Genomic DNA, 6287 nt, shown 5'->3' on the forward strand with positions numbered 1-6287 from the left:
GAGAGTAAATATATGAAATTATTGCCAGTAGCGACTAGTGCAGCACATCGCCTCTCGATCCTAACTGTGATAAGCGTCACCGCGATCGCCAGCGGAAGTATGTTTGCGCCATCTAGTCAAGCATTGACAGCGACGACTAGGTTTGTCTGTGCCAGGGCAGATGGTAAGCCTGCAACCGTGGCAAGAACCAAAAAAGGTGATGTACCGATCGTGATTTGGAGTTCGGAAGGATTTAGCGAAGCGGGATTTACGCCCCAAGTTCGCTGTCAGCAAGTATCTGCTAGATTTCAATCTCTGTATCGCAGCGGACAGTTGAAATATATTACGGCAGGCAGCCTCAATAAACTACCTGTAGTCTGCGCTACCACCAAACTTGGGAATACTTGCAACCAACAGAATCTACTCTATACCCTCAAGCCAAATTCAGATCCACAACTGGTAATCGCCAGGCTGATGGCAATCCGCAATCGCGCGAGTTCTAGAGGATTGGAAGAGAGCGCGGCGATGCCAACGACCGATATAGTCAACTCAGTCGATCTGGATTGGCTCGATGAAGAGGACTAGGAAGTAGGCTTCAGCTTTTAACTTTTTTTGAAATTCTTCTCTTTTTATTTCATCTCTTTCTCGATATCCATAACTCTTTTGCTTGGTGCAATGCTTATCAAGAGGCATGTCTGGATTGTTAATCTAACTTTTCATAACACTCGATCGAGTCCACCTTTTTGAACTAAGTGAAGTAGTTTAAGTGCTGTACCAGTCGGTCTTTTTTGTCCGATTTCCCATTTTTGAACGGTTGATAAACTCGTGTTTAAAATCGCTGCAAATACTGCTTGACTTACATTAGTCGATTCGCGAATTTGCTTGATTTGTGTTGGTTCTAGTGGTTCGATCTTAGGCAAACACAACCTGTCAAATTCACGCATTGTCACCCGATCCATTACGCCAGCTTCATATAAATCCTTCGCTGTCTCATGGACTGCTTCAAGAATCAGCGATTTCTTCTTCCGCATTGCAATTTACCTCTATTAATTTATTTTTCAGTGTTGCTTTTTTCAGATCTTCTGGCGTGAGCATAGTTCTGATGCCAGTTTTTTCAAAGGTTTTTAGATTTTTTCAAGAAACTTTTAATCTGTTCTACTGCACTATTAGTTTCTGTTGTTAGTTTGTGAAATGCAACTTGGTTCTCAGGATGACTGTAAACTTCTATACTATTCTCTTCTATCGAAAAACATTTACCTAAGTTTAATTCGACAATTACTTTGTAGAAAATTTCAGATGAGATATAAATTGTATCTTCTTCATAAGAACCTATCGGCATATCAACAACTATTTTCAACGATTCAACTAAATTATCTTGTTCTTCTATATTGACACCGCTTATTATTTTTACTTTTCCATCATAGGATGAAAAGCATCCATTCCTATCTACTTGATAAATAAAAGAAGTTCTTATGCTGGGAGACTTGAAAAAAATATCATGAATTGCACCAATTGCTGTAGTGATTAGGAAGAAGGTGATTGAAAGGACTAACAGCAGGTGCTTGTTTAAGTAAGATTCAAATTGCACCAGGCTAAGCTGAGAAATATAGACAAGAACAAAGAATGAGGGGAGTCCGAGCGTCAAGATTGTATTTGGATTTTCAATACTGACCTTACCACTTTCAAATCTTTCACAATGAATAATAAGCAAATCATCACCTGCTGTTGATATTTTCATGATTGAAACCAAAAAATCTGCTTACTATTTTAGTATTCCCATCATTTAATATTAATTTCCCTGAGATTCGATCGTCCCTTCCGCTTCGTTTACCATCAACCTCAATCGCTCCAACGTCCCTAATTCCACATCTTCCCATAAACCCCGCTGATTAGCTTCTAACAACCTTTCCGCCATATCTCGCTGTACCCAGGGATTATTTTGTTCGATAAATTCTCGGACTGATTCATCGAATAAATAAGCATCCGCCACACCTTGATACATGAAGTCCTGGACGCAATTAGTCGTGGCATCGTAGGCAAATAAGAAATCTAATGTCGCTGCCATTTCCGAGGCTCCCTTGTAGCCATGACGCATGGCCCCGGCGATCCATTTGGGGTTGACGACTCTCGATCGATATACCCTGTCGATCTCTTCTGTTAGTTTGCGAACTTTGGGATTTTCGATGCGAGAATTGTCGCCGAAATAAGCTTCGGGAGTTTTGCCAGATACTTTTTTGATGGCGGCGGTTAAGCCACCTTGAAATTGATAATAATCGTCGGAGTCGAGTAAGTCGTGTTCGCGATTATCTTGATTTTGGAGGACAATTTGCATGTTGCCTAAGCGTTGATTGAAAGCTTCGGGGGCGGCGATGCCTTCGGCTTTGCTGGTATAGGCGTAAGCACTCCAATTAATATAAGCTTGGGCTAAATCTGCTTCGGTTTCCCAGTTTTGGGATTCGATTAAGCCTTGCAATCCGGCACCATAGGCACCTGGTTTAGAACCGAAAATCCGGTATTGCGATCGAGTCTGAGCTTCATCTAATGTTAATCCTTGCTCCAACCATTTGAGTTGTTCTTGTTGAACTTGGGCGGCTAATGGATTTTGTGCTGGAGTTTCATCTAATGCGGCGACAGCTTTAACAGCATTATCAAATAAGTCAATTAAATTGGGGAAAGCATCGCGAAAGAAACCGGAAATTCGCAAGGTGACATCGACGCGGGGACGACCTAAGATCGATACTGGTAAGATCTCAAAATCTACGACTCGGCGGGATACGCCATCCCAAACTGGTTGGACACCGATTAATGCTAAGGCTTGGGCAATATCGTCGCCACCAGTTCGCATGGTGGATGTGCCCCAGATCGATAAGCCGAGGGTTTGGGGATATTCGCCGTGTTCTTGAGTATATCGATCGATCAGTACTTCTGCCGCTTTACGTCCCAGACACCAGGCTGTTTCGGTAGGTACAGCGCGGATATCGACTGAGTAGAAGTTGCGTCCGGTGGGGAGGACTTCGGGCTTGCCGCGTGTGGGTGCGCCGGATGCGCCGCTGGGGATGTATTCGCCGTTTAAGCCTCGCAGGAGGTTAACCATTTCCTGGTTGGTTTGTTGGAGTGCGGGGAGGAGTTTGGTTTCGATCCAGTCTAGTTCTGCTTGGGTGTGGGTGCCGAGAGAGTTCAGCGGTTGAAACCGCTGCTCGTGTTGCGAAACCCGCCTACGCGGGTTAGAAATCTTAGTCCGCGTAGGCGGACTTTGCACCACTAGCGACGATTTTAATCGTGCGGAATGTAGATACTCTGCATCAATCGCGCTGCTTTCTATTAACTGTTCAACTAGTTCGGCGGCATATTCTTCGAGGATTTCTACTGCGTCACCGATGATTCTGATGGGTTTAGCTGCTGGCTCCGCTTGAGCGTCTAACTCACCCCTAGCCGCTCTTCTGAGGGGAATAAGGTTAGGAGTCACGAAGTTGACTAATTCTCTCCCTAAATCTGCCGTCAACGGATCGAAATCCCATTCCCAATCTAATGCGATCGCACGAGTTAAACCCAGCCTATTTGCATTAGGATTACGCGCGATCGCAACCACCAAATCTCTTAATTGTGTATCCTGTGGACACTTACCAAATATATGCAAACCATCGCGGATTTGGGCTTCTTTTAGCTCACACAGATAACCGTCTGCGGTATTTAAAAACTGTGTGAGTATCGCGTCGGAACCCACCCCCCCCTGTGGGTACCCCTGTCTTGTCTCGCTTTTCGCGTCGGGGAACCCGACGGGCGCGAGCCGCTCCTGGGAGAGGATTTGGATGCCTAGGGTTTCGTGGAGGTTTTCTTGTTGGATGAGGGCGATTAATCGATCGCGAATTACTGGCATCCGCTGTGGATCGAGGGTTTGGGCTTCGTAATATTCATCGATTAAGCCCTCCAATTGATTCAAACTCCCGTAGAGTTCCGCCCGTGTCATCGGCGGCGTGAGATGATCGAGGATTACGGCTTGGGTGCGGCGTTTTGCCTGGGAGCCTTCACCAGGATCGTTGACAATGAAGGGGTATAAATGGGGCATAGCTCCAAATACGGCTTCGGGATAGCAATTTTCGGAGAGGGCGACGCTTTTGCCTGGAAGCCATTCTAAGTTACCGTGTTTGCCGACATGGACGATCGCATCTGCACCGAAATTTGCGCGTACCCAGTGGTAGAAGGCGACGTATTGATGGGGTGGTACTAAATCGGGGGCGTGGTAATTGAGATTCGGATCTTTGTCATAGCCCCGTGCGGGTTGGATGCCGACGAAGACGTTGCCGAATTGGATGCCTGGGATGGGGATGGGGAGAGGGGGGGACTGGGGGACTGGGGGACTGGGGGACTGGGAGATAAGAGGATTCTGTAGGGGCGATCCTTGTGGGTACCCTAGCCCACTATGTAGGGAGCTAGATTGAAATGATCGATCTCCACAATCTCCCCACCGCGCCACAATTCCCTCCCGCACAGCAATCGGCAAAGTCTGAAAATGCGCCCAATACTCACCACAATCCAAAGACTGATTAGCCTTCCGCCAGCCATCCCCTTCAGGATCGTTCGTCACTCCCGCCGTCAATAACTTAATCAACTCCCCACTATCAGCCGGAATCTCCCCAACCTGATAACCCGCCGCCTTCAGCGCGTGCAGGATTTCCACACAACTCTGTGGCGTATCCAATCCCACCCCATTCGCCAATCTGCCATCGCGAGTCGGGTAATTAGCCAAAATCAGAGCTACCTTGCGATCGACTACCGATTTCCGCCGCAGTTTAGACCAATTTAAAGCCAATTCTGCTACAAATTCGACTCGATCGGGCACAGGTTCATATACCAATACATCCGTCTGAAGTGCCGAATTCTGAGTTTGCACCGCCTTAAACGAAATCGCCCGCGTAATAATCCGTCCATCCACCTCTGGTAGAGCCACATTCATCGCCATATCGCGCGGTGTCAAACCCTGCCAACCCGACTCCCAAAATTCCTTCCCCGCACCGCTCAAAATTACCTGAAAAACGGGTAAATTCAGCGTCGCCCAAAAGCCTACCTGGGGCGTATCCGTATCCAAACTCGCGAGGGAAAAACTGGTGGTATTTAGTACGACATCCACCCCCTGCTGACAATAACTAGTCAATACCCGCTGCACCACCGGATCTTTGAGCGAAGATACATAAATCGGTACCGGAGTCAGCTTTCGATCGAGCAAAGCTTGACACAATGCCTCGATCGCGGCAAGATTTCCAGATAAATAGTGCGCCCGATAGAAGATGATCGCCGCCCCACCCTGTAACGGCATTCCACCTGGCAACCACCGCACCTCATCATAAATCCCCACACGGGGTACCGCTTCCGCCGATCGATATGCACACTCAAAATCCAACCACCGACTGGCGATAAAATTTAATAACTGACGGTAATTATCCACCCCACCCTCAATCAGGTATTGCCACACTCGATCGACATCCGCCAAACTCGCAGTCGAATGGCTCATCAACGTCGGATCGGGACGCTCATCCCCTGGCAGAACAATTAACACCGCTCCCGTCTGTCTAGCCGTCTCCTGGACGACTTCTAGCCCATAACTCCAGTAAGATTGACCCCCAATCAACCGGACGATAATCACCTTCGCCGCCGTCAATACATCCTCGGCATAGGTATCGATCGTCAATTGCTGCTGGAGTTGCAACAAATTCACCACCCGCACTTGGGGAAAATCCGCTGATAGCTGGGTTGTAGCGACTGCTAATGTCTGAATATCGGTATCGGCGGCGGTAATAAATGCGATTGGGCCTGGCTGTTGTTCGACAAAGATCACTCCTTCAGCCGCAGGATTCCAACCACCCGGTATTGTAGCGAGACGATGCATCGAGTTTCACCCTGACTGACAGCACCTTATTCTAACGAACTTGGTATGATGCTTGGAGTTAGAGATATTTGAAACCGTCGGAGAATGAGTGAAACTATTTGGGTGTATGGCTATCATGGCACCAGCATGGATCGAGCTTCAGCAATTGTCAAAACTGGCTTCAACCCTAGTAATAATGAGTATGACTGGCTGGGTAAAGGTATTTACTTTTGGCAAGATGCCCCCAAAAGAGCTTGGCAATGGGGATCACTTTACTAGCCGCCGTTGATGCCTTTGCCTACACAGGGCTTGCTGAGTAAAGCAGAAACCGATAACCAGAATTGGTGCTAGCAGCTTTCGACCAAATCAGAGCCAAGGAAATCAGCTAAAATAAGCAATAAGCCTTGGCTCGAAAGGTAATAAACATGTATCAGCAAGTCAAACC

Annotated in this window: 5 protein-coding genes; 2 read left to right on the forward strand and 3 right to left on the reverse strand. The window is 47.3% G+C overall.

What is annotated here, in order from left to right:
* Window positions 1-12: 12 nt before the first annotated feature.
* On the forward strand, window positions 13-564 hold the full coding sequence (locus ACEW9I_RS19020) for a COP23 domain-containing protein (RefSeq protein WP_373541898.1): 552 nt from the start codon (window positions 13-15) through the stop codon (window positions 562-564).
* 131 nt (window positions 565-695) lie between these two features.
* Here ACEW9I_RS19020 and ACEW9I_RS19025 read toward each other — a convergent pair whose 3' ends face one another.
* From ACEW9I_RS19025 to cobN, 3 genes are all read right to left on the reverse strand, one after another.
* The gene (locus ACEW9I_RS19025) at window positions 696-1010 is read right to left on the reverse strand and encodes a helix-turn-helix domain-containing protein (RefSeq protein WP_373541899.1); all 315 of its coding nucleotides are present in this window, start codon (window positions 1008-1010) and stop codon (window positions 696-698) included.
* A gap of 83 nt (window positions 1011-1093) precedes the next feature.
* Window positions 1094-1717 carry a hypothetical protein gene (locus ACEW9I_RS19030; RefSeq protein WP_373541900.1) on the reverse strand — a complete coding sequence of 208 codons (624 nt, stop codon included), beginning with the start codon at window positions 1715-1717 and terminating at the stop codon, window positions 1094-1096.
* Between the two features lie 51 nt (window positions 1718-1768).
* The gene (gene cobN, locus ACEW9I_RS19035; protein WP_373541901.1) at window positions 1769-5863 is read right to left on the reverse strand and encodes a cobaltochelatase subunit CobN; all 4095 of its coding nucleotides are present in this window, start codon (window positions 5861-5863) and stop codon (window positions 1769-1771) included.
* 84 nt (window positions 5864-5947) lie between these two features.
* On the opposite strand from cobN, the gene ACEW9I_RS19040 reads away from it, so the two are divergent.
* A complete protein-coding gene (locus tag ACEW9I_RS19040) occupies window positions 5948-6121 on the forward strand; it encodes a hypothetical protein (RefSeq protein ID WP_373541902.1) in 174 nt (57 codons plus the stop codon).
* Window positions 6122-6287: the final 166 nt, after the last annotated feature.

Source organism: Chamaesiphon sp. (assembly GCF_041738855.1).
In the GTDB taxonomy this organism is placed as follows: Bacteria; Cyanobacteriota; Cyanobacteriia; order Cyanobacteriales; family Chamaesiphonaceae; genus Chamaesiphon.